Here is a 24,945-nt window from a genome sequence, read left to right on the forward strand (position 1 = left end):
CGTGGTCAGCTTACGGCGCTGATGACGGGCCGGGTTGAGGCGAAGACGGACGTTGCACCACGCCCTCTGGCAGGGCGTTTGCCAAGCGCTGAATCTCCGCTCGGCATACCTCCATCAGTTTCTGTTTGCGGGCCGTCAGCTTTTCGACCTCGAACTGCCCGATCGCCTCGTTGTACACCCGGTAACTCTCGGGGTCCGAGCGATGGATGTGTGCCGTTTCCAGCGCGTCGTATTGCCGGTCGAGTTCAGTCTCGAGGGCTGCGAGCGGTTCGCTGTAGCGCTCTTTCAAGTATTCAACCCAGTGGCCTTGGTCAACCAGGTATTCGATAAACGCGTCGGAGTTTTCCGCGGCCAGGATTTGCGCCCGCGACTGCACCAATTGCTCTCCCGCTATCGGCCGAAAAAAGAACATGGTAGAGGGCTGCCCTGGCAACTCCAGCCCGTCGGGCCAACCGGCAGTCAAACCGATTCGATATTGCAAACGTACCTCGGCCCTGTCCGTTATCGTGGCACCTGTCGCCGCAGCGGCCTCTGCCAATTGTTCGGTCCTTTCAAGTCGAAACAACTGCCGCGACAGGTTCAGCAATGCCTGGCCTCTGAGGTCGGCATCGCCCAAGGGAACGTCCTGCAAAGCACGGTATTGGTAAGCCCGCACACTCATCTCGCTGAACACTAGAATGCGCCCGTCGATACACGTCTGATGGGTTTCAGCGTCCGCAAAGATTTGGGCGCGCAGATCGGCGTTTTCCGTGGCTGCCGCGATCACGTCCCATAGCCGCTCCGTAAGGGCTGCAGGGCGCAGCGCGTATTCAGAGGTATCGCGCAATCGCGTAAGCAGATGGAAAAAGCCTGCGTGCCCTTCGGTTTGCGCCAACTGATTCCACAGCGTTCTGCGTTGCGCTGCCTGCTCCGGGCTGGCCGCGCTCAACCAAGGCTGCAGCGCTGCTTGTGCGACATACTGCGCTGAATCACCAATGACCTCCAGATCGCCGTCGCTGTCAGAATTGACGTCGCCTGGAACGGGGTTAGCACCGGGATCAAAGTCGGAATCGGAGTCGGAGTCGTGAAGGGAGTCGGAGCTGGAATCAGTGTCCGGATCCCGACCAGCACCAAAGCTCGCACCCTGTCCACGATCCATAAGTTGATTCAGATAGCCGCGCGAAAACCCCATGACCTGCGCATGCCCGTGTGCAAGCATGTAATCGTCTATTTTCAGGTAATAGCCGAAACCCAGCGTGAAATTATCACGCAGGTCCGTAGCAGCAAGGATGTCATCATGTTCTCCATCGAGCAGCTCATTCGGGAAACGGCTCAAGCGATTGTGACGAAGGTTCAGCGTCTTCAACTGCCGCGCCTCCAGGGCGCCGTCCGGCCAATGCGAAATCCGGTTGTGGCTGAGGTTCAGTGTCTCCAGGCGACTGAAAGGGCGGACGTCAAAAAACTGCAGGCTATTATTGCTCAGGTCCAGTACGCGCAGACGCTCGCCGCCGCCCAGTTGCGCAGACAGGGAGGCCGCATCGTCGATCAGATTGCCAGTCAGGTCCAGCCGCTCAAGCTGCGCCATATGCTGAAGGGCCTCTGGCAGCGCCCTCAGGTAATTACCATTGAGTATCAAATGATGCACTTGGCTGAAGGCCGTCAGGAACCCATTGCTGCCCTGTGCGGAGATCCCGATGCCTGACAGTTCCAGGGTGCGAACATGGGGAAACTCCAGCGTAAGCGCAGGCAGATCACCTATATCCAGACGTTGGAACCTCAGCGTGTCAACCCCAACGTCCGTGCGGGCTGCCACCACGCCCTGGCGCCACGATGAGCGAATGTACCCGGCGGCCTGCCCGCGCGCTTGCGGGGAAACTCGCGCATGGACAGGGTCCTGCCCGCTCTGGGTAAAGATCCAGCCATTGAGTTCTCGCGTCAGCGCATCATCGGCTTCGTACCATTGGCCGAGCTGTGTTTCTATCGCCTGATCATCCAGTCCGACGTTACGCAATTGCTCTATTCTGGCCTCGGCCTGTTCTTCGGTCATTGTCAGGTCTAGACGTCGCACGCGCGCAGCAAAGCCCATGGGGCCTGCGAGACCTTCGGTACGTTCAACCAGCGCCAGCAAATACGTTGCGACCCAGGCAGCCGTCTTGATCGTGCCCACGTCAGTTCTGAACTCAGTCTCCGGTGGAGGAAACCGACTCAATACCCCCTCAGGCAACCCTCTGACCCGCTCGATCCGGCGCCGTGCGTCTTGCAGTGCCGCATCCCCCTCAAGGCTCAGCGGGTTACCTCCAAGCTCTGTACGCATCAACATATCCGGGTGGTTGAGCACAGTGGCCGGCAGTGTCGTCAAAAGGTTGTTACGCATATCCAGGTAGCTCAAGTGTGCCAGCCTCTCGGCTCCCGTTGGCCATTCTTGCAGTTGGGAGCCCTGCAAATTCAGCTCCCTCAGGTGAGTAAATGCACTGACGTCCAGTACGCGCAGTCGATTACCCTTCAGCTTCAGAACTTGCAGGGTGTTCAACTGATCAAGTTGAGCCTGTACCTCGGGTGTCACAACGATGCGATTGTTGGATAAATCGAGCTTCGTCAACGGGGGCAGCTCCCCACCTGCAAAAGGTATTTCGGTCAGCCCACCAAACAGTTCCAACTCTTCTACGCCACTGAACGCCTGGAGAAAACCACGGACTTGAGCAGCAGGCACATCCTCCAACCGACTCAGCAACAGTATTTTCACATGGGAAAAACTGCCGGCCGGCAATTCGGGTAACTCGGTGAATCGTTGCGTTTCCCTCAAGCTAAACCTCGAGAGCATGAGCGTCGGCGGCTCTGCATCGTCGCCATGACCATAGCGTTGGAACACCGCTTCTTTCCAGCTTCTCTCAAGGGTCTGCACTACATTCTCGTTGGCCATCGTCGCCCAGTTCCCCCTCAAAGGCCGGCCTGCCGCGCCTACCAGGGCGGCCGGTTGATAGAACTGGTCGAAGATCGCAGCGTATTCGACACGCAATGACTCAACGGCGGCAAGGCTTGCCTGCGGGGTTTGGGATTGGGCCCTGATGGCATCAGTCAACACCCAACTCGCAATCTCTCCCACCAGCGGCCTCAATGCTCCTTTGGCATAGTCCTTGAACATCTCGTCCACATCCGCCAAATGCGGCCCGAAAGGCCCGGAGTAATTGCTGACGTACTCGAAGGCAGGCTTGAACGCTGCATAGCTGAATGTTGACCAATTCAGCGACAACCCGCTCCATAGCTGCTCATGGCCGGAATACAGCTCATCGGGGATTTTATTGATTGACGTATGTACCAGGTCCAGTCGCTCAAGCGAGGCAAGCGCATTCACATAGGCCGGCCATTTGAACGAAACGTTGGGCGCCACGATTTTCAACGTTTTCAACTGCTCAAGAGGCTTCAGGTCCAACGTATCAAAGACGCCACCATGCTGCCCGTAGTAAGTAACCTCAAGCGCTTCAAGGGTGGTCAACTCCGCCAGCCTCGACGGGAATTGCTCTGCCAATCGAGGAGCATTCATGCTGATCGATAGCTGCCGGAGCCGTTTCATCTGACTCAGCGCCTGGGGCACGTTCGCCAACGTCAGATGCACGGCTGGCGCTGCGGGCGGGATAACGGAGGAATAGATCCATAACTGTTCAACATTGGGAAAAAGCTGCAGAAATTCATCGGCATTAGCGTCATTCAGAGCCTTCCCTGTCACCGTCAGATCACGCACATGTGAAAAATCTGCGGTCAGTGGCGGCAACGGGTCATGCAGGTCCAACGACAACACATCGGCATCCTGTTCTACCCCAACCAGCACAGAACGCCTCCAACTGCGTTTGAGTGCCTGCGCGACCTGGGTGTTGTACTCAACGTTGGCCGATGATGAATCGCTGACCCATTTATCGAGGGTCGTGTTCAGGTGCGTAACTTCTTGAAGACGCGCCTGCAACAGGTTTTTGATATCTCTGTCACTTTTTCCTGCACGGTAGTGCCTGAGCAGGAACTCTTGGACCTGTGGGCCGGTTTCCAAGGCCGGGTAGACGTCCCGCACAAGGCTGATGAGTGCCGGCGCAGCGCTGTGCCCTCGGCCGCTGGCGTAATAGCCCATGAGTGTTTCGTTTATCCGAGCTGGCGGCTTGAACCTGCGCGCTGGCGGCGCCAGCCAACCGGCTGCCTGGGCTCGATGTGCGTCGGCCAGCTCGATGATTTTGCGTTGCAGCATCGCGTGCTGACTGACGTGCGGCACCCCCAGTGCCTGACGGGCATCGTCAGGCATGGCATGCATCAGCGAGGCAAAAAAGTTGTCACCGTAAGGCGGCACGCTGTTGAGTTCCTCACCCCGCTCATTGAACGCCTGGTAGCTGGGCCCGCGCTTGACCAGATACTTTTTCTCATTCGCCGCTTCTGCGCCGATGCTGTCGAGCAGTGCACCGCCGGGGCTGCCATCACGCACTTCAAGACGCAGCGTCTCGGGCCAGCCCGGCAGTGCGGCCAACGCATGCAGGGCCAGGCGCCGACTGTCCGCCGAGGCCATCGACTCACTGCGCAGCCCTGCATAAGCGCGGGTCAAACGCCCGCCTCGCGCATACCAACGCGCTTCTTCGAGCAGATTCAAAGGCACACGACGAGTCGTCTCCAGCCGTTGAAGGTCATCGGCACGGGCATGTTTGAGCACGGTCAGCGCCGCTGCATCGCTGAGGCCTGGACACGCACTTTTCAACAGTTGGGCACGCTCATTCACTGCTTCGGTGCCCGTGTAGATGCTGTCGAAAATCGCCGGTTTTCGGCGACGGGCGTAATCGGCCAACTGCTTGTTGAATTCCAGCACCCTGTTCTCATTGACCCTCGCAGCCTCAGCGCCAAGCAGCTGAGTGATTTCTGCTTCATCCAGAGCCGCCAGAATACGCGCGGGCACTTCACCGCCCAGCACGTCGTATCGGCTCACCTGGATCGCCGGCTTCGCCGCGACACCGTTGACCGACCGTTCAATACCATATTTAACCGACTTGCCGGTCAGCACGACCCCATCGAACACTTCAAGTACACGTCCTGCAGGCCATCTCGGCATTTCCACGATCAAGGGCAGCGCATACAAATACAGGTCATCAATCGTACGGGTGCCCTCCAGTTGCTCGATCACCCGTGCCGCATCCGCATCCGCCTTGAACAGGCGTATCGCATCGGCCAGTTCAGGCGGCGCAGCCGTGTGATCCATGTGCATCTTGCGCAGCGTGTTGTCGCTGACCCCGCTGACATCCGCGACCTTGAGCAGCTCGGTATCGGAAAAGGCCTCAACGTCGTGCCCCATACGCCGCAACAGCATCAGACGGTCCCACTCCAGCGGGCGCTCCAGGGTATGCCGCCAGGCGCCGTGACCGTTGTGTTCAAGCAGCGGCTGGTAAGCCTCGGTGTCAGTCGGATGCTTGATCCGCCATGTGTTCGCCTGCGCATCTAAGTATTGCTCGTAGACCTGGCTGCCCTGGCGGATATAGGTTCTGCCATCTTGCACGTACTGACCCAGGGCATTGGGATGCAGGTCGCGCGGCAGGACCACCGGGCTCTCATAGCGGCTCAGGCTCGGCTTCCACAAACGCACCTGGCCATCGGGCCGCTTAACCTCACCCAACGCTTCAATCACCGGCTCCGCCTTGGCCGCTTGCCAACGGCTGACGCCGGCCATCACGCCGGCCATCACGGCGATCTGCGCCAGGTTCTCGGCCACATCAATCAAGTGGGCCTTGGCGGCCTGGCGGTCGCCCTCGCTCCATTCGATCACGCCTTCCAGGGTTTCGTAGAGTAATTGCCCGGCCATCACCACCATCATCGCCTCACCCAGCACCGGCACAAACATCAACATCATGTTCAAGCCCGGCATGCCGCTCTCCAGCAGGTGCGCCAACTTGGCGTCACGCGCCTTGGCATCCACATCCGCGGTCGGCACGGCATGGGCGCGGGCATCGGCGATCACCTGCTCGCGGTGTTGTTCGTAGAAGTACTTCCACGGGTCGATGTTCTCCGCCCAGATCGCTTTGCCGCGCCGTGTGCGCGTCGAGAGGTAAAGGATAGGGTCGGGGTTGGGCTCAAGCCTGGCAGGCGCCTCGGGCGGCACTTCCTTGATGCCTGCGTTGAAGATCGGCGTGTTGAAGAAATCCACCAGTTTCTTCCAGGGCGAGCGCCCGATGTCGGAGGGTGAGTCTGAGGGTGAGTCGGCGGCCTTCCGGGTGAACTGGCTGAAGTAATAGGGCCGCTTGTCGTAGGGCACGAAGCGACTGAAGAACTGCTGGTACGGCGTCGGCGCCGGGTCATTCGGCCTGGCCGGGTCGCGGGCGGTGAGCAGGCGCTTGAACTCGGCCTCCATTTGCCGCCAGCGGTAGCGTTTGAGTGGGTGCTCCGGGTCCTGGGGCACATAGACGATCACCTCGTCAGGGTAACTGTATTTTTTGCAGATCGAGAACACCATGCAGCCGGTCATCCGCATATGCATCAGGCCCAGGGTCCTGAACCACACCTGCTTATCGCCCATCCACGGATGAATTTCACCGTCGATCACCGCCAGCAGCATGCGGTGATCGGCCGCTTCGATATCGCCGCTCAACAGTGCCTGCTCGGCGGCGGCCCTCACAGCGGCCTTCTGATTGGCGATGAACTGCTCGCGCAGGGTGGCTTGGGCGCTGGCGTCCTCGGGGTAGAAAAACCCTTGCAGATAGGCCTGGTATTTGGCACCGATATCGAGGTCACGACAGAGCGTCAAAAACTGACTGACCTTCAGGTTGATCGCCACCGAGTGGTAGGTGCCCGAGGTGCCGGTGGCTTGCATAAACCCGGAGGTCTTGTGGTACGCGCCCTCCTTGCACTCGTAGGCCTCGAAGTTGTGCAAGGCGGCTTCCAGCAGGGACAGTTTCAAAAATTCGAAGTCCCCCGGCTCGACTTCGCCAGTCCCCGCCGCCAGTGGGCGGCGCAGGCACAACAGGTTTTTATCGACATCGAGGTCCAGTCGGTACTGATCCTTCAGGGCTTTGCGCAACAAGGGTCGGGCGAAGTCATCGATGTCCTGGAAGGCGGCCATCGTGTTGTCCAGTTGGGTCTGGGTGATGAGGTTGGCGAGGAAACGCCCGGTCACCTCGTTGCGCTGTTCAGGTGTAGCGTTCGCGAACCACGCCGGCATGACCGTGCCGGCGTCCTTGAGCGCCTGCTTGCGCACCGGCGTCGTGTCGACCAGCCACTGCGGGCTGCTGCGCTCCAGGAAGTCGCCGTGCAGGCTTTGGGTGGCGATGAGCTTTTTTATCGGTTTGGGTGCGTCGTTTGCCGGCACGGCCGGCGAGGAAGGCTGGGATAAATCGTCCATCGTGTCACTCCTTTGAAATGGACTGACAGCACATCACGGCGCTGGCCGCGCCAGGCGGTGCATATATGCCCTCGTGCGCGGTCGGTGCGGGGCACCGGCAGCGGTATTCGAGTACCGCCTGCGCGGTCACCACATTCGATTTCCTGTCGCTTCCCATCAAACAGGCAAAAGGATTTCATCATGCCCACCCCGAGCTCCCCCACCGCCCTGAGCCAGTTACCCGCCCAGGCCATCCATACGCATTTCGCTACGCGCCCGGCCTTGTACTCCGTGGTGTTCAATGCCTTGCGCAGCCGTATCCTGGAGCGCTACCCATCGCTCACGTTGGACTTGTCGGCCGTCAAGCTCGCCATCCCGCACCCGGACGGGGTGTACACCTACCGGTCATTGATGGAGGTCGCCATCGCCCATGTGCTCAACCCGCAGTTACTCGACCTGCGCCCCAAACGCGAACTGCCGTACTACCTGACTCAACAGATCCCCACGGTCCTCAAGCCGGATACCGCGCCGCTTATAGACATGCTGGAAATCGCAAAGATCATCGATGCCCTGCCCGAATCGATTTACCTGTATTTCCAGACGGCATTGGCCGACTACTGGAGCGAAACCGACAGCCATGGCAGCAGTCGCTGGCAGTGGCTGGGCGAGTTTCTCAACGGCCGGATGACCGCGATGGCCGCCAGCCAATCCAGCTTGAACCCGACTCAGCGGGACATGCTCAGGGTCGTCGCGACCTGGCCGGTGCAAGCCGAGCGCCTGCCACAGTCCAAGCCCGCCACTTATGTTTACTTCATAGAGAGCACCTTCACCAACGCCGCCGAGACCGTCAGTTTGCTCACGCCGGACCTGCTGCTGGTACGCGACAAGCAGGTGCTGCTGTACAGCGTGGCCGGGGATATCCAGGCGTTTGGCGGCCTGGATGATTTCGGTGTTGCCTGGGGAGCGAGGATGCAGGCTCGTTTCCAGTTCGACAGCCTTACGTGGCGGCGCAACGAGCCGGGCGGCAATGTGTTCGAGCAACAGGCCGGACTGATCCTCAATCAACAGCTGGAAGACCTGGCGACGTTGAAGTTTCAGGGCCAGGAGGAAGTAAGCCTTGGGCGGCGCCTGGAAAAACTCACCGATCCGGCGCTGCTGTTTACCCAGGTGCCGACAGCCGCTGCAGCGACCTTGCAGAAGGTCAGTGAACAACTGCCGCCATGGCTCGCCCAGGCCAGCGCCGCCGACCGCTTTGCCTACCATCGCCACGTGCAGGACATGGCGCAGGTGCTGCAACACAACCAGGGCCGTGCGTTCAATGAGGGCATTGAAAACATCTACGGTTTCAGCCGCACCGCGCTACGCACGCAGATGCAAGCCGATCATGGCGACTGCGACCCTGACGAAGTGGTGCTGGACTTTGCCGTGGCTGCCGGCTACCCAGGCGGCGCCGGTATTATCGAGCATGTGCGCATGTCACTGACGGAACTGGCCCTGAAGAACCTCGCCGGCAAGCCTAAAGGCACACTCACGCTGTTCTCCAAAAATGCAACGCCCCTTCCAAGCTGGCTCAACGAAGACTACCTGCTGGGCAGTAGCGGGCTGATCCAGCGCGTCGACATCGGCACCACGTATCCACAAAAAATCAAAGACACCTTGTTGTCCGACACCGTTGACGCACGCCGCCGGGAAACCCTGTTTACCCGCGAACTCAAGGTCAAGTTGCCGATGCAGGCGCTCGAATACAAGATCCGCGGGCAGCATGGCGTTACCGTCACCGGTTATCGCTATGTGAAGGCATTGATGGGTGAAATGCCCTCGGACAGGATCGTCGACGAACAGGAGATTGTCCTGCGCCCATTGGCCCTGTGCCGCAAAACAGGGGCTGCGCCGGATGAAGTCAACAACGCGTTCATTATCGAGCCGCGTGATACGAGTGTCGGCCCACACCTGCTGTACCAGCCGCTGTATGCCGACGCCCTGCATGAATACCCGACCCGCCAGGCCTTGCTCGACGCACTGGCTGCACCCGGCGCGCTGCAAGACAGTGTACTGGCGTGGCTGAGCGACAAGGCTCGCCCCATCTATGACCATGGCGGTATCAAGGAACCGCACATTGTTCGCTTCCTGCCGGGGGATGAATTCAACCGCCCTGAAGAGCCAGCACCTGCGACGATCGCCGTCGATGAAGGCGCGGGCGAATGGCTGCAATCGCAAGTCAACGGTCAACTGCTCAATCATCTGTTCGGCAGCACGGCACGGGCGCTGGTCGACCTGGCGGACCGCGAGTCGGTGTCCAACCATGAAAGCCGCTGGGCCATCGTGATGGAAGGCGCGTGGCTGCTGTTCAATACCCTGCTGTTACCGCTGGTGCAGGGCCCGGCCATGCTGGCGGGCTGGTTCATGGTGCTGGTCAGCAGCCTGGAGCAGGATTTGGCCGGCCTGGACAGCAATGACCCCACCACCCGTGAGCTGGCCCTGATCGATCTGTTGCTCAATACCGCCATGGTGCTGCTGCACGCCGCCGCGCCTGCCGAGCGGTCGCCACAGCCGTTGTCGGAGCCCTCCGCGCAGGAGCATGCCCTGCAACTGGAAGCCTGGCGCCACCTGGCGGGACGGGCACCTGCGCAAGCGACGCCACAGGTGCATCTCGGCGCCGTGGCGTTGCCCGGTGAGCCACCCGCCACCGGCCACACGGCCCTGGACTTCAGCCACTCGATTCCCAGCCCCCAGGCCGGCACCCGGCTGCTCAACGCATTGCGTCAAGTGAGTGTGCCCTGGCCCACCCCGCTACCGGCCCGTATACCAGACGGTGTGTTCAAAGGGCTGTACTGGGTTGACGGCAAGAGGCACGCCAGCATCGCCGGGTTGTTGTTTCAGGTCAGCGTGGTACCGGTTTCCAACGAGGTCTATCTGGTGCATCCGGACCATCCCCCGCATCCCGGCTTCAAGCTGGCCAGCGATGGCCAGGGGGGGTGGCGGCTGGACCGGCGTGCCCGGCTGGAGGGGGGGATGCCTAACGAACAGAGGACTAAATGGGCCACAGACCGCAAGAAACAAGTGGAGGCGCTGGCCTCGGAATTAGAAATACTCAGTGTCGAAGGGAACGCATTGGCGCCCTTGTGGCAACAGTTTAAAGATGCAGCCGACGACGCCAAGAAGCAAATGGAAGACCACAGGAAAACCGTGAGATCGGACTGGGAACTGCTCGCCAACCCTGCATTACTTCCCGCAGTGCGCACCAGAATGGCCGAACGTCATGAACAACGGCAACGCTCGGCATTGCGCGCCACAAACGCCTGGAACATCGCAGTCGACAACTATCAGAGAAACACGCAAACGTATACGTCCATACAGGAAAAATCCCTGAACGCGGCCAAAGAATTGATGCGCTTGGACAGGACACAAGTTCAATACGAGGAAGTACGCGGTATCGCAACAACGAATTTTTACAATCACTTGTTATTCACCTATTCAAGTTTGCATAGAAAAATCTCGAACACCCTTGAAAGCGGGCGCGGTGAAAGACATTCTGAGTTGCAGCTCCGTGCCGGCAGAGAACTGCCTGAGAACATCACGGACGCCTACGATGAGCTCATCAGCGCTGCCACGCAGCGACTGGAACTGCTCAAAGACTTATTCACAATCGCAGAAAAGACTGAAGCCACTCTGGAACAAGCCGGTGAGACATTGAGGGAAAAACTAAGGAAAACCTTCAAGCCCTCCCAACCGATTTCTTCATTTATCGTGGAACAGCACATCCTGATGACGTTTATTCAGTTGATCGTCAATCGGGCGCTTGGCACCAGCACCCCAGAGGAGCGTCCTTACCTCGATCTACTCACTGATCTGCGAGCGACTACACCCCTACTCACCCATATCGAAATGCAAACCACCGGCGGTTACTCGCCGACCGATCAAATCGCCATACTCAGGGACTCGCTCCAGCAGTACGTCCAGTTGGAAAACGCCGTCAACGCATTAGTTGAAATGCCTTCCAGGATGTTGCGAGAACAATACACAGACCCGTTCCTGAAACAGTTCAGTCAGTCACGCACAGCCCTGGAAGAACAATTGGCCTCCTTGATCTTGTCTGAGCAGGGCTTTGCCCGTAAACCCGCCCCCAACCGGACCGTCCGGCAAAAACCCACCAACCGCCGAGTGATCAAGACCCGCAACCGTGGGACCCTGGTGGGTGACCTACGCCCGAGCGAGCCAGGTGTTGAAGGCAGTTTTGTCGACATTACGGACCCATTCACCGAGACAGTCATCGCCTCTTACCACGAACACGCCAGTGACGGTGTTTGGAACGTCGTCGAAGCCGCGAGTGCGCCGACAACAGCGCCCAGGCCTGTGGCTCGCCCATTGAGAAGAATGAAAAGAATCAAAGAGGATGCACAAGCCCTCGAAACCGAGCGAACCCGCATTGATAACGTTATCAGCTACCAACAGCGCAAACTCCAGGATCCCAGTCGACGAGAGACCGTCAACCCCAAGGATTGGGAAGAGATGCTGAGTCAACATGCAGCGCAATTTGCAGCACTTGCCAAGGAACTTGAGAGCGGGGCTGGCGAACAAGTCACTACCCTGCGCAATCACTACAATGACGCAGCAAAGGCGGCCGCTAAACAGGCTTACCAGGTGTGCGCCGAAGGGTATCTGCTACAACGCCCCAAAGCCTACAAGGTCGACTATTTACACACCCATGGGTTTGTCGATATCAACCTGGTGAAAAAACGCATTGCACTGAAGGCCGGTGACTTTCTCACCGAATATGTCATACGTGACAAACGTAAAATCGAAGCAGGAATAAAGGGGGAGGAAGCCAACCTGTGGTACGCGCATTTCCATTACACCGCCGTCGACTCGCCCGTCTCACCGCCTAATTATGGCCACCTGAAAACCCCCGCAGAACGCCTGTTTACGCGCAAACAACTGATGGAGCGGGACAAGGCCAATAACCGCGTCGTGATCTATCTGGATGACGCCCGGATCGAGGCACCGCTGGATCAGAAACTGTTCCTGCACCTGGAAGTGTAAGGCGCTTCTTGATCGTTCCCACACATGGGAACGATCATAACCAAGGCTAAAGGAAGGAAGCGAGCACGCCCGCTTCCTGACTTTATTACGGCCGTGTCGACGGGCCGGGCTGCGGTGAAGCCGGGCCGCTCGTTGCCGGAGCCACAGTACCCGTCGCGAGTTCCAACACCGCGTCGCGAGACAATCCAAGCAGTAACTGCACCCGTGCGCTATCTCGAGCAAACTGCATTTGGTTCAGTGCCGCCGTGTAGAGTGGATCGCTGAGATCCCCTTCATATTCGTCCTCGAGCGCCTCATGGCTTGCACGAGCGTTGCTCTCAAGCTGTTCGAACTCATCGGGATAACGCTCTTTCAGATAGAGGACCCAGTAATCTTCGCGAACAAGGCGTTCATAAAACCTGCTGGACGCTTCCGCCGCCAACACTTGGCTGCGCACGCGATTGAACACTTGCTCCCCGAGATGACTACTGTATCTCATATGCCTGGGTTGCCCCGGCAGCTCCAGCCCGTCGGGCCAGCCGCGGGTCAAACCAATCCGGTACTCCAGGCGCACCTCGGCCTCGTCTCCCCCACGAGTATCGCGCATGGCAATGGTATCGATCTGCTCCACCCGGAATAATTGCCGGGACAGCTCCAGCAGACGTTGCCCTCTTAGCCTGAGCGTGTTGACCGGGACTTCACGCAACACCTGCTCTACGAGCACCATCACTTCCATTGAACTGAACGTAAGGATGCGCCCGTCAACACAGGTGCCATGGGTTGCCGAGGCGGCGAACAACGACTCGCGCATCTGCGCACTGCCGGAGGCGCTTTCGATCACCGCCCATACCCGACGGGTAAGATCAGCCTGGCTGTACCGGTATTCAGGGGTGTCACGTAGCCGTTCGAGCAGATGGAAGAAGCGCTCACTCAGTGGTTCCTGGGACAATTGCAGCCACAACTGCTGCCGGGCCGTGACCAACTCTTGAGGTGAGGACGCCAGCCAGGAGGCCAGCACCGCGTCTCCAGCGTCCCCCTCTGGGTTCTGGATATCCTCCAGGGGTTCATCTACCCCTCTATCGCCATCGCCATCGCCATCGCCATCGGAATGATCGGACTCTTCATGCGCCTCGATCCCCCGCTCGATATCTGCGCGACTCCAGCCCATCACCGGCCCATCGCTGTAGACCCTCATCTCATCAAGGCTGTCGAATGAAAGAAATTCGTTCTCGGAAAGGTCCGTCCCCTGCACCAGCGCATGATGACGGCCATCGAGCAAGCCGTAGGGCAGCTCTCTGATCTCATTGCCACTCAGGTTCAGCGTTCGCAGGCTCGAAGATTGCAGTGTACCGTCGGGCCATTCGTCCAGAACGTTGTAACTCAGGTCCAACGTTTCAAGCCGACTGAAGGCTTGGATACTGAACTCTCTCAGGTTGTTTCTGCCCAGATCCAACCGGTGCAAGCTTTCGCCTCCCACCAGGCGATACAGAGGCTCGGGATCGGTGATGACATTAGCGGTCAACTCCAGTTCCTCAAGCTCAGCCATGCGCCCCACCGCCTCGGGAACGACCGACAGATTATTTCCACTCAAGACCAGCTTGCGTACCGAAGGAAAGCTGTTGAGGAAGCCTTCGACACCCGCCACCGAGATCCCTAAACCGGTTAAATTCAGCGTGTGCACATAATTATGCTGCACCGTCAATTCAGGCAGACTGTCGGTTTGCAGGCCTTGCAGGTTCAGTTCATAACCGGTTTCGGCTGACAAGCCGGTTTGCCAGCACTCAGCGATTTTGCTTGCGACAAGACGACGTGTCTGCGCCACTTGGCTGATGTTCGGGCCAGGTAACTCGCGGGTATACAGCCAGCCGTTAAGCGCGCGCGTCAGGGCCTCATATTCCTGGTGCCAGTGGGTCAACATGGCATCTATTTGCAGGTCACTCATCCCACCGACAGTACGTAACTGTTCGAACCATTGCAGAGCCTCTTCCTCGGTCACCGATGGGGTGAGTTCCTGCAAGCGCCCGACAAACCCCACACGCCCTTTGATCACCGTGATTCGCCGGGGCAAGGGCAACAAATAATTCATCATCGTCAGGCCAGTTTCCGCCGGAGGAAAGACGGCCGGCACACTTTGCTGTTCAAACCGCGCCAACGCACCCTGTGGCAAGGCTCCGGCGCCCTCGACCCGCTGGCGTGCTGATTCCAGCTCGGCCGCACCCGCCGTACTGAAGGGGTTTGCCGCCATGTTGGTTTTCAACAATAGCGCGTCATTGGCCAGCACCTCGGGCGGCAGGCTCACCAGTTGATTGTCGCGCAGGTCCAGCCAGGTTAATCGCGGCAGGCGCTCGGCTCCGGCCGGCCAGGCCTGCAATGTTGTCCCGCGTAAGTTCAACGCCTTGAGCTGCGTCAGTTCGCTGACATCCACGCCGGTAAGCGGGTTGCTGCCGTGACTCAGATCCAGGAATTCAAGGCTCTTGAGATCATTGAGTTGCGCCTGCAAGGCCGGCATGGCCAGGCGGTTGTTGGAAAGGTCGAGCCGGGTCAAGGCCGGAAGATCGCCCTTGCCTATGGGTATTTCAGTCAAGCCCAGGCCGTTGAGTTCAAGGGTTTGCGTATTGCTGAATGCGCGAATAAAGCCGCGTGTCTGCTCAATGGATGCGCCCGGCCAACGCTGGCGCAGCGTGCGTACATGGGCAAAGCTTGCGGCGGGTAACTCGGGCAGTTCCACCGAATCCACCTGCAACAGCGGGGTGCTCACTGCAAACTCCGGTGCCGGCAACTCAAACACCGAACAAGTGCTGATGATTCCATACTCCTCGCCTACGGCCGCCCACCAATTGGCCTCAAGCGCACTGATTACATGGGCATTTGCCCCTGTCTGCCAACCCGCCGAACGCACCCTGAACCGCTGCGCGTTAGTGGCTGCCAGGTTGTAAAACTGCGCAAAAACGCCGGTGTATTTGTCGCTGAGTTGCTCAATAGCATCAAACCGCGCTTCAGGGGTTTGCGCCTTTATGATCATTTTTCGATGCAGTTGGCTAGCCAATATAGAGTCAGGGGTCAGGAACCGCAGCTCGCCACTGGTGTAGTCACTGACCATCTGGTGCAAGTCAACCAAGTGCCCCCTGTTGCCCTTGTAGGCCGTGATGTACTCGTAGGCAGGCCTGAACGCTTCGCGCGAGAACCTTGACCAGTCCATCGACAGCCCTGCCCACAGTTGTTCATGCCCGCTGTAGAGCCTGGCGGGCAGCTCACCGATCGCGGTGCGGCTCAAATCGAGACGTTCCAGGCTCGGCAGGTTTTCAACATAGGCAGGCCACTGCGACAGGCCAATCGGCGCCTCGATTGTCAACTTTTTCAGTTGTACCAGCGCTGACAGGTTCAGACTGTTGAGCGCGGTGCCGGAAAATCCATGGTAAGCGATATGCAACTCCTCCAGCGAAGTCAAAGCGTTAAGCCTTGAGAAAAACTCAGGCGCCAGTTGCACCACCGACGCGCCAAACCTGAGGCTTTTGAGGCGGGTCATACCGGTCACCGCCGAGGGTACTGTCAGCAGTGTCGACCTGGGCCCTGTCTCAGCCAGCCCCCATAACACGGGGGGCTGGCCAATACCCAGGGTTTGTACATTGGGAAACCGCGTCAAAAAAGCTTCCAATTGGGCTTCGTTCACCGGCCCTCCGGTCACCATCAGCATACGAATATGAGAAAAATCAACCGTCAAAGGCGGTAGATCCCCATCGACGCTGACGTACAAGCGATCCGCGTTGTTGACCCGCCCCACCAACGGTTCATTGCGCCAGGCATCCTTGAGCTGTTGCGCCAGGCTGGATCTATAAGAGGACTGGCGAGCATTGGAAACAGTGCCCTGCGAGGGCGTGGCCCACTCGTCGAGTGTGGACGTCAGTTCTGTGTATTGGCGTTCACGGTTTTGCAGATGGTTGAAGATTGCCTTGTTGTCCTTGCCCTGTGCCTGCAACTCCAAAATGTACTCACCGGCCTGGGTTTCGCTCAGGCCATAGAGCGCTTGCGCGCGTGACTCAAGACTCAAGGTCTGGCCCGCCGCTCGCCCACTGGCGTAATACCCCACCAACCTGTCGTTGATGCGTACCGGCGGCTTGAACCAGCTGCGTTGCGGCGCCAGCCATTGCGGTGCCTGGCTGCGATGACGGTCAGCAAACGCGATGAGTTTTGCTTGCAGCTGCGCACTTTGACCAACGTGCGGTACACCCAGCGCTTGGCGCGCGCCATCGGGCATGGCATGCATCAGCGAGGCGTAAAAATTATCGCCCTGCGTGGGCAGGCTGTTGAGTGCCTCTCCCCGCTCATCGAACGCTTGAAAGCGCGGGCCTTTTTTCACCAGGTACTTCTTGTCCTGTGCCGTGGGACTGCCGATGCTGTCCAGCAACAGGCCGCTGTCACTGCCTTCGCGCACCTCCAGGCGCAAGGTGTCGGGCCAGCCCGGCAATTTTTCCAGGGTGTGCAGCGCCAGCCGGCGGCTGTCCGCCGACGCCATGGTTTCGCTGCGCAAACCCGCGTAGGCCCGGGTCTGCCGACCTTGGGTGGCGTACCAGCGCGCCTCCTCCAGCAGGGTCAAAGGCACCCTGCGCGTCGCTTCCAGGCGTTTGAGGTCGTCCAGGGACGCGTGGGCCAGTGTCTCCCGGGCAGCGGCTTCGCTGAGTCCGGGGCAGGTTCGTTGCAATAGCTTGACCTGGCTATCGACCGGTTCGGTGCCTGCATAAATACTGTCGAAAATTGCCGGTTTGCGGGTTTGGGCATAGTCGGCGATTTGCTGGCGAAACGTTTGCGGCCTCGCGTCACGGGCCCACGCGCCCTCAGGGCCCAACAGACTGGTGACTTCCGTCTCATCCAATGCCGCCAGTATGACCGCAGGTAAGCGCCCACCCAGGACGTCAGCGCGGGAAATCCGGATCGGCGTCTTCGCGACGCCACCACGCGGCACACGCCCAACACCGTACTTCACGGACTCCCCAGAGAACTCAACGCCCTTGAACACCTCAAGCACGCGCGTTTTTGGCCAACGCGGCATTTCGGCCACCAGCGGCAATGCAAACAGATAACGCTCGTCAATTGGCTGGTTGCCGCGCAGCTGCTCTATCACCTGCCCGCTGCCCGCGTCGGCCTTGAACAAGCGCATGGCATCCAGCAGTTCAGGCGGCGGTGCCGCGAGGTCCATGTGCATCTTGCGCAGGGCGCTGTCGCTGACCCCGCTGACATCCGCCACCGTGAGCAACTGCGTATCGGAAAACGCGTCGGTTTCTGGCCCCATGCGCCGCAGCAAGGTCAGGCGGTCCCACTCGGCAGGCCGCTCAAGGGTGTGACGCCAGGATCCTCGACCGTTGCTTTGAAGAATCGGCTGATAAACCTCGGCGTTGGTCGGATGCTTGATCCTCCAGCTTTTGATCGACTCATCAAAAACCTGCTCGTAGACCTGATCGCCCAGGCGAATATAGGTCTTGCCGTTGAGCGTATATTGCCCCTGCGCGTTGGGCACTGCGCCTGCCTCCAGGGTGACGGCGCTTTGATAGCCCGCCAGGTCCGGCTTCCATAGGCGGGTTTCGCCGTTGGGCAACGTGACCGGGCTGAGGTTTTCGAGCACCGGCTCCGCCCTGGCGGCCCTGAATTTGCTGACCGCTGCCCCGATGCCTGCCATCAGCGCTATCTGGGCCAGGTTTTCGGCCACATCAATCAGGTGCGCCTTGGCCGCGTGCTTGTCGCCCTCGGCCCACTCGATCGAGCCTTCCAGGGTCTCGGTGAGCAATTGCTCGACCATCACCGCCATCATGACCTCACCCAGCACGGGCACAAACATCGACACCAGATTGAGCGCCAGCATCCCGACCTCAAACAAGTGCGCCAGTTTGGCCTCCCGCGCCTTGGCATCGACATCAGCGGTGGGCACCGCATGGGCACGGGCGTCGGCGAGGATCTTGGCGCGATGCTTTTCGTACAGGAACGGCCAAAGGTCGAGCAGCCCGGAAAAGGTGCCTGTACCGCGATAGGGCTTCATGCTGCCGGGCGCAAGGTAAGGGTCGCTTACCGGCTCCATCTTCGCGGGTCTTTCAGGTGGCAGTTCCTTGATCCGTGTAATCGGCGTGCTGCCAAACAGGATCTCTACAAACTTTCGCCACGGAGAGTTCAACGGACCACTTGGGGAGTCAGCGGACTTCTGGGTGAACTGACTGAAATAGTAGGGCCGCTGATCATAGGCTACAAACTGACTGAAGAAGCGCTGATAGGCCGTGGGTGCGGGATCGTCGGCCGCCATCCCTTCACGTGCGGTGAACTGGCGTTTGAGCTCGTCGCGCATGCCTTGTTTGGTATAGCGCTTGAGCGGGTGCGCCGGGTCATTCGGGATGTAAAGAATCAATTCGTCGCTGTAGGCGTCTCCGATAGCAAAGTAAACACAGCCGACCAGTCTTTTTTTCATCAGGCTCATGTCGAACGGCCACACCCGTTTGCTGCCAAGGGTGGGGTAAAGATTGCCATTGACCACCGAAAGGATCATCGCATGATCCGCAGGTTCGATATCGCCGGTCACTAAGGCGTGCTCTGCGGCAGCCTTCATGCTCGCCTTTTGGCTGGCAATAAAGTGTTGACGAAGCGGCGGTTCAGGGCTCGCATCTACCGGCGCAAAGAACCCTTTCAGATAAGTCTGGTACTGCGCGCCGATATCAAGACTGCGGCACAAGGTCATGAACTGGCTGACCGTCAAGTTGAGGGTGGCCGACTCAAAGTTGCCGCCGGTGGTGGTCTCCAGCATAAATCCGGAGGTTGAGTGGTAAGCGCCCGACCTGCACTCCCAGGCTTCAAAGTTATGCAGGCACGCCTGCAGCATCGACAGCTTGAGAAACTCGAATGAGTCGATTTCAACCTCCAGCACACTGATCTGCAGCGCACGCCGCAGGCAGAGCAATGTCGTGTCGACATCGACCTCCACTTGGTACTGGTCTTTCAAGGCGTTGAGCAACAATGGCCTGGCGAAGGCGTCGACATCCTTGAATGTGGCCATGGTGGTGTCCAATTGGACCTGGGCGATTACGCTAGCCTTGATGCTCGCATTGAGGGTCTTGCGCTGTTCAGGCGAGAGCGTTTTGTACAAGTCCGGTACCACCGGGGTGGCTTTTTTTAGCGCGGACTTACGCGCCGGTGTTGCGTCGACCAGCCATTGCGGCACGGCCTTTTCGAGAAAATCGCCGTGAATACTCAGGGTTGCTGCCGGCGGTTTGTCGGCAACGTTAGGGGTCGGTAAATCTGCCATGTTGTCACTCCTGTGATTTGGAGTGACAGCACAGCACCGCTCAGCCCTTGGCCGGTGGTGCATACGTATGAGCACGAGCGCTCACCGGCAAATTGTCTATGCTCTGTAGGATAATTCAACTCGCGAGGGCGCTATGGACGATCCAATCGGCAACAAACCGCCGACCTTCTGGCAAATGCTCCATAGCGTCATGGCTGCGGCCTTTGGCGTACAGAGCGGCAAAAACCGCGCCCGCGACTTCACCCATGGCAAGCCCAGCCACTTTGTGATCCTGGGCCTGCTGTTCACTGCGGTGTTTGCCTTGACCTTGTTTGGCATCGTCAAATTGGTGCTGCACCTGGCCGGGGTTTAACGCAGCATCGAGTCTGCTCAGCACTAACCCAGTACCGCCCCTGCCACGACGAAATTCGCTTTCCTACGAGAGACCGATCATCGGTCCACTGCCCGGCAACCTCAACATTACCGGCAGTTATACAACAAAGGATTGCGTTATGCCTGACCCGATTGCTCCCCTGCCCTCGCCCTTCAACCAATTGCCTGCCCAGGCCGTCCATGAACGTTTTGCCACACGCCCGGCCCTCTATTCCGTGGTGTTCAATGCTCTGCGAAACGACATTTTGACGCGCTATCCGTCGCTTGAACTGGACCTGCTCACAGTGAAACTGGCCAGTCCACACCCCGATGGTCATTACACTTACCAACTGCTGATGGAAGTCGCCATCGCACATATATTGAACCCGCAGTTGCTGGACCTGCACTCAAAACGCGAACTGCCTTACTACCTGACGCAAAACATCCCAAACATCCTCAAGCCCGCGACCCTACCGCTGATAGACATGGAGGTCATCGCCCAGATCATCGACCAATTACGCTCATCGATCTTTCTCCATTTCCAGCACGACCACGCCGACTACTGGAGCGCAATCGACAGTCACGGCAACAGTCGTTGGCAGTGGCTGGGCGAGTTTCTCAAGGGGCGCATGACGGCTGTCGTTGCGGGCCAATCCAGCCTGACTGAAACTCAACGAGATATGCTCAAGGTCGTCGCCACCTGGCCGGTGCTGGCCTCGCGCCTGCCCCGTTCCTTACCCGCTACTTATGTATATTTCATTGAAACCACCCTGGTACGCGCCGGCACAGAAGCCCGGCTGCTGACGCCCGACATGTTGCTGGTGCGTGATAAACAGGTGCTGCTCTACAGCGTGGCCGGGGAAACCCAGGCATTTGATTCCCTTGATGCCTTCGGCCATGCCTGGGGCGCCAGGATGCAGGCGCGGTTTGAGTTCGACAGCCTCACCTGGAGGCGCAACGAACATGATGGCAACGTATTCGAACAGCAGGCCGGCCTGATCCTCAATCAACAACTGGAAGACCTGGCGGCGCTGACATTTGAGGGGCAAGACGAAAAAGCCCTCGAGCGACGCCTGGAAAACCTCACGGACCCGGCGCTGCTCTTTACCAAAGCTGCGACGCCCCCCACCCCACTCCTGCAGAAGGTCAATGACCAACTGCCGGCATGGTTAAGCCAAGCAACGGCTGCCGACCGTTTTGCCTACCACCGCCATTTGCAGGACATGGCGCAAGTGCTGCGACTGAACGAAGGCCGCTCATTCAACGAAGACATTGAGAACATCCACCGTTTCAGCCGTGACGCGTTGCGCAAGCAGATGCAGGCAGACCATGAAGATTTCGACCCTGATGAGGTGGTGCTGGATTTCGCCGTGGCCGCCGGCTACCCAGGCGGTGCCGGGATCATCTCACACGTGAAAATGTCGCTGACCGAACTGGCCCTGAAAAACCTGGCAGGCAAACCCAAGGGCACGCTGACGCTTGCGTCCAAAGGCGCTGATGCACTTCCCGCCTGGTTGGGTGAAGACTACCTGTTGGGCAGCAAAGGGCTGATCCAGCGCGTCGACATTGGCACCACCTACCCGCAAAAAATCAAGGCGCTGTTATTGACCGACACCGTCGATGCACGGCGTCGAGAAACCCTGTTTACCCGCGAACTCAAAGCCCGGCTGCCGATGCAGGCGCTGGAATTCAAGATCAGGCAACTGAACGGCGTCACCGTCACTGGCTATCGCTATGTGAAAGCGCTGATGGAGGAAACACCCTCGACCCGAATTGTCGACGGCAAAGAGATCGTGCTGCGCCCGTTGGCCCTGTGCCGTAAGGCTGGGGCCACGCCCGATCAAGTCAACAACGTCTTTATTATCGAACCGCGGGATGTCAGTGTCGGCCCGCACCTGCTGTATCGGCCGCTGTATGACGACGCCCTGCATGAGTACCCGACCCGTCAAGCCTTGCTGGAGGCCATCGCCGAGCCTGGCGAGCTGCAAGACAGTGTGCTGACCTGGCTGACCGACAAGGCACGCCCGATCTATGACCACGGTGGAATAAAAGAGCCGCACATCATTCGCTTCCTGCCCGGCGATGATTCCAGCATTCCCGAAAAACCGGCGCCGGCGACACTGGCCGTCGATGAGGGCGCCGACGAGTGGCTGCAGTCGCAAGTCAACGGCCAGCTGCTTAACCACTTGTTCGGCAGCACCGCCCGGACACTGGTCGATCTGGCGGATCGCGAGTCGGTGTCCAACAGCGAAAGCCGCTGGGCGGTGGTGATGGAGGGTGTGTGGTTGTTGTTCAACACATTGCTGCTGCCACTGGTAACAGGGCCAGCAATGCTGGTGGGCTGGTTCCTGGTGCTGGTCAGCACGTTAGAGCAGGATTTGGCCGGCCTTGACAGCAATGACCCGACCACCCGCGAACTGGCGCTGATCGACCTGTTGCTCAATACCGCGATGGTACTGCTGCACGCCGCCGCACCCTCCAGCAGATCCACACGGCCGTGGTCAGAACCCGCTGCAGAAGATCGTGACCTGACTCTGCAAGCCTGGCGCCACCCTGAAGGGCTGCCTCGCCCGCAAACCGCCGCCGTGGTGCACCACGGCCCAGTCGCAGTGCCCGGTGAGCCACCGGCTACAGGCCACACGGTGCTTGACTTCAGCCACTCGCTTGCCAGCCCCCAGGCCGCCGCGAAATTGCTCGAAGCGTTACTTGCTGTCCATGTGCCGTGGCCCGATCCCCTGCCAACCCCGCTGACAACCGGCACTCTCACAGGGCTCTACTGGATCAACGGCAAATGGCACGCCAGCACCGCCGGGCTACTGTTCCAGGTCAGCGTGGTGCCTGGTTTCGGCGATGTCTATATCGTTCATCCGCAGCACCCGCTGCATCCCGGTTTCAGACTGGTCAGCGATGGGCAAGGGCATTGGCGGCTGGACCTGGGCGCCAAGCTGGAGGGAGGCATGCGCAAAGCCCGGGTGGGTAAACAGCAGCAGAGTGAGAGAGATCAATTGCCTGGACTGTCTTCAACATATAGCACTCACACTCGAGAATTAACACGCCTGTCGTTGCAGGCGGAAACGCTCAATACCACAGTGAAAACCGCCTGGGATGAACTGACGAAGCGAGTCATTGCCGTAAGAGCGGATTGGAAAATGCTCAGCAACCCGCAATTGCTCCCCGAGCTGGTCCCCGGCATCACTGCGCGCCATCAGCAGCGACAACAGTTAATGGTAGACGCGAAGGTCCGTTGGAACATTGCCGTCGACCACTATTGGCAAAACGCACTGACGATTATCTCCACGGAACAAAAGGTAAACGTCACCGTTGCCAAAATGATCAAACTGAACAGTACCGAAGCGCTCTACAGAAGCGCACAGGATATTGCCATTGCGGACATTCTCGGGACCAAGGTAATGCTCTACAAGTTCTTGAGAAATAAAATAGAGCTGACACTGCAAAGCCAACGCGGAGAGACGACGGGTGAACTCATCTCACGTATCAACAGTGAACTTCCTAACATAACCGACGCTTACGACGAGTACATAAATTCATTAAATCACCGAGCAGACATATTCAAGGACATGCGTGAAATCGCAGAAGAACTCGACGCTCTATTGCAAAAAGCAACGCCATCACAACGTGCGAGCTTTTCGAGAAAGTATCCGAATGCGCCAACCCCGGACCTTATAAAGCATGCCATTTTATTAGACCTCAGCGAACTTATCCTCAATCGCGGGGTTGCCATTGAAAAGCCAGAAGTGCGTCCTTTCATTGAAATTATCCAGGACGCCAACGTCTATTTAAGCATCTTTGCACATTCAGAAATGCGTACCACCGATGGTTACTCTTCGGCTGAACGGATCGACGTACTCAACGCTGCACTCAAACAGTATGAGCGCTTGGAAAACGCCGTAAACTCGGTCACTGAATTGGATGCACCTCTCCTGCGGGAAGACTATCGAGACGCCTACCTGAAACAACTCGGGGAGCTGCGCACCAGCCTTGAAACACAACTGGCCGACTTAATCCTCGATGAAGAAGGGGTCGCCCCACTGCCGCCCCCAACACGGGCACCCCGGCCTAAACCCGCCAAACGAAAAGTCATCAAGACCAAAGATAACGGCATGTTGGTGGGCGACGCGCGTTCAAGCCAACCCGACACTCCGGATCATTTCGTCGATATTAATGACCCCAACAACGAGCACGTACTCGCCACCTACAAAGAGGATGCCAGCAGCGGGCTTTGGGAGGTCGTCAAACCCGCCACCGTGGCGCGCTCGCTAAGGGCTATAAAAGCCGAGGCACAGGCCCAAAGAACCAAGCGTATAGGGATCGATGCAAATATTCAGTTCCAACAGCGAAAACTTCGAGATGCCCGTCAACGGGAGAGCGTCGAGCCTTATGACTGGGATGTCATGCTGAACCAATATGCGAAAAAATTTGAGGCGCTGGCCGAAGAACTCGAACGCAACCACTCCGAGGCTGGAGAATACACCCAGTTGCGTGCCGATTACTTGAACGAGGCACAGGCTGCAACCCAACAGGCCCGCACAGTCTGCAGTGAAGGGTATTTGCTGCAACGCCCCACCATTTCCAAGGTCAACTATTTGTGGCAGTACGGCTTTATCAATATCCAACGGGTCAAATCACGCAAACTGTTGGCCGCCGGCGACTACCTCACCGAGTACGTCATCTATGACAGCAGCAAAATCCAGGCGGGCGCACAGAACCCGAACGACGGCTTGTGGTATGCACACTTCCACTACAAATCGGTCGAGGCCCCCGCATCACCCGCAGAGTACGCCCATTTGAAAACCAAAGATGAGCGCGGGCTCACCGGCAGAGACCGGCTCAATAAGGCAGCCAGCAAGCACGCCGTGATAAACCGGGACAGTGCCAAGATCAGGCCGCCCCTGGATAAGCTGTTTCTTGATCGAGACAATGCCGAACCTGAGTGAGCAGGGCCTGGCATTGGACAGCGCGGCGG

General features: G+C 58.7%; 5 protein-coding genes. 3 read left to right on the forward strand and 2 right to left on the reverse strand.

Features of this window, described 5'->3' with window-relative positions; all coding sequences use genetic code 11:
• Positions 1 to 10: 10 nt before the first annotated feature.
• The gene (locus K0H48_RS02755) at positions 11 to 7,333 is read right to left on the reverse strand and encodes an NEL-type E3 ubiquitin ligase domain-containing protein (protein WP_219266313.1); all 7,323 of its coding nucleotides are present in this window, start codon (positions 7,331 to 7,333) and stop codon (positions 11 to 13) included.
• Between the two features lie 180 nt (positions 7,334 to 7,513).
• On the opposite strand from K0H48_RS02755, the gene K0H48_RS02760 reads away from it, so the two are divergent.
• The gene (locus K0H48_RS02760; RefSeq protein ID WP_219266314.1) at positions 7,514 to 12,352 is read left to right on the forward strand and encodes a DUF6543 domain-containing protein; all 4,839 of its coding nucleotides are present in this window, start codon (positions 7,514 to 7,516) and stop codon (positions 12,350 to 12,352) included.
• A gap of 85 nt (positions 12,353 to 12,437) precedes the next feature.
• On the opposite strand, the gene K0H48_RS02765 is transcribed toward K0H48_RS02760, so the two are convergent.
• Entirely contained in the window at positions 12,438 to 19,610 is a 7,173-nt protein-coding gene (locus tag K0H48_RS02765) for an NEL-type E3 ubiquitin ligase domain-containing protein (RefSeq protein ID WP_219266315.1), read from the reverse strand.
• 133 nt (positions 19,611 to 19,743) lie between these two features.
• Between K0H48_RS02765 and K0H48_RS02770 the strand changes: the two genes are divergently transcribed.
• Entirely contained in the window at positions 19,744 to 19,962 is a 219-nt protein-coding gene (locus tag K0H48_RS02770) for a DUF2970 domain-containing protein (protein ID WP_219266316.1), read from the forward strand.
• A gap of 139 nt (positions 19,963 to 20,101) precedes the next feature.
• Complete coding sequence (locus K0H48_RS02775; RefSeq protein WP_219266317.1) at positions 20,102 to 24,916, forward strand: DUF6543 domain-containing protein; 4,815 nt, start codon at positions 20,102 to 20,104, stop codon at positions 24,914 to 24,916.
• The last annotated feature ends 29 nt before the right edge of the window (positions 24,917 to 24,945 follow it).

The organism is Pseudomonas sp. Xaverov 259 (genome assembly GCF_019352915.1).
In the GTDB taxonomy this organism is placed as follows: Bacteria; Pseudomonadota; Gammaproteobacteria; order Pseudomonadales; family Pseudomonadaceae; genus Aquipseudomonas.

Excerpts from the sequence above, each read along its gene's own strand:
- K0H48_RS02755 (WP_219266313.1), bottom strand. The coding sequence starts at position 7,333 with ATGGACGATTTATCCCAGCCTTCCTCGCCGGCCGTGCCGGCAAACGAC.
- K0H48_RS02760 (WP_219266314.1), top strand. The coding sequence starts at position 7,514 with ATGCCCACCCCGAGCTCCCCCACCGCCCTGAGCCAGTTACCCGCCCAG.
- K0H48_RS02765 (WP_219266315.1), bottom strand. The coding sequence starts at position 19,610 with ATGGCAGATTTACCGACCCCTAACGTTGCCGACAAACCGCCGGCAGCA.
- K0H48_RS02770 (WP_219266316.1), top strand. The coding sequence starts at position 19,744 with ATGGACGATCCAATCGGCAACAAACCGCCGACCTTCTGGCAAATGCTC.
- K0H48_RS02775 (WP_219266317.1), top strand. The coding sequence starts at position 20,102 with ATGCCTGACCCGATTGCTCCCCTGCCCTCGCCCTTCAACCAATTGCCT.